The 1,585-nt window shown below is 28.5% G+C and carries 1 pseudogene; it reads left to right on the forward strand.

The features are described from left to right. Positions 1 to 278: 278 nt before the first annotated feature. A pseudogene (thiD, locus tag BG20_RS07735) lies at positions 279 to 1,585 on the forward strand (bifunctional hydroxymethylpyrimidine kinase/phosphomethylpyrimidine kinase); the annotation flags it as partial.

Genomic DNA, 1,585 nt, shown 5'->3' on the forward strand with positions numbered 1-1,585 from the left:
TAAATGAATTTGAAACAAAATATTTTTTACCACATTTGAAGCATTGCCAAAGATATGCATTATTGATCTTTTTTTGATATTGCATAGGTAACAAACATGAAGTACAAAGAAATCCTTCAGGAGTATCATCAATTAATGGAATTTTCTTTTTAATCAAATTAACAAATATGAGTTATTTCAGAACTATAAATTCTCTATCATAGTTACAAATCAAAAGATCAAATCTAAAAATCATAAAAGGAAAAATAGATTAGTACACTAAGTTTTAAAAATACGATATGAATTTACTGTCCATAGGTGGATCTGATCCATCATCGGGGGCAGGTATTCAAAGCGATGTTAAAACTTTTGATTCACTAAATGCTTATGGTTTAACAGTAATCACTGCAATAACAGGTCAAAACACATCCAATTTTGGAATGGTTGAGCCAGTATCACAAAAAATATTGAAAAATCAGCTAGATTCGATAATGACAGATTTTAAAATAGACGGAATTAAAATTGGAATGGTTTACAATTCGGAGATAATAAAAACAATTTCCAAAGAACTAAAAAATAAAAAAATTCCAATTGTGATTGATCCTGTGATAAAATCCACCACAGGGGGCCAACTAATTGATAAAGCAGCAATTGTAGATTTTAAAAAATTTTTAATTCCATTGGCTACAGTCATCACTCCAAACAAATTTGAAGCTGAGTTTTTGTCAGAAATTAAAATAAAATCAAAAAAATCATTGCATAAAGCTGCTCTAAAAATTCAAGCGATGGGAGTAGAGAACGTCATCATTACTGGATTAGAATCAAATGGACAAATTTCAGATTACATACTTGAACAAAAAAATGAATATACAATATCGAGTAAAAAAATCTCAAAAACTAATCATGGTAGTGGGTGTAATTATTCGGCATCTCTATTATTTTCACTAGTAAATGGAGCACCATTAAAAGATGCAGTGAAATTCTCAAAAGAATTTACATATAATTCAATTAAAAATGCCAAAAATATTGGACATGGGATATCAATTACACAAATTAAAAACAAAGATGAAATTCACAGTGAATTAACAAATGCAATAAATAAATTTCTCCAGATTAAAAATATACATAAAAACATTCCAGAATGTCAAACAAATTTTGTTTTTTCAAAAAAGAATCCAAAATCAATTAAAGAGATACTAGGAATCTCAGGAAGAATAGTAAAAACAGGAAATACAGTAACAGTTGCAGGAGATTTGGCATATGGGGGTTCAAAGCATGTTGCTAGAGCTTTGATCATTATGAACAAAAAATTTCCAGATATGTGCTCTGCAATTAATTTAAGATATAGTGAAGAAATAATATCAAAATTAAGAAAAAAAGATTAGTTATTGCTAGTTACGATAGAAGTAAAGAACCAAAGAATGTAAAATCCAGAGATGGGTCCACAGTAGAATGGGGGATAAAACAAGCAATAAGAAATTTAAAAAAACCACCAGATGTAATTTACCACACAGGAGATTTTGGAAAAGAGCCAATGATAATAATTTTTGCCGAAACGCCCACATTAATTCTTAAAAAGATTTCAAAGATATTTGATTTTAAAATC

Source organism: Candidatus Nitrosarchaeum limnium BG20 (assembly GCF_000241145.1).
GTDB classification, from domain to species: domain Archaea; phylum Thermoproteota; class Nitrososphaeria; order Nitrososphaerales; family Nitrosopumilaceae; genus Nitrosarchaeum; species Nitrosarchaeum limnae.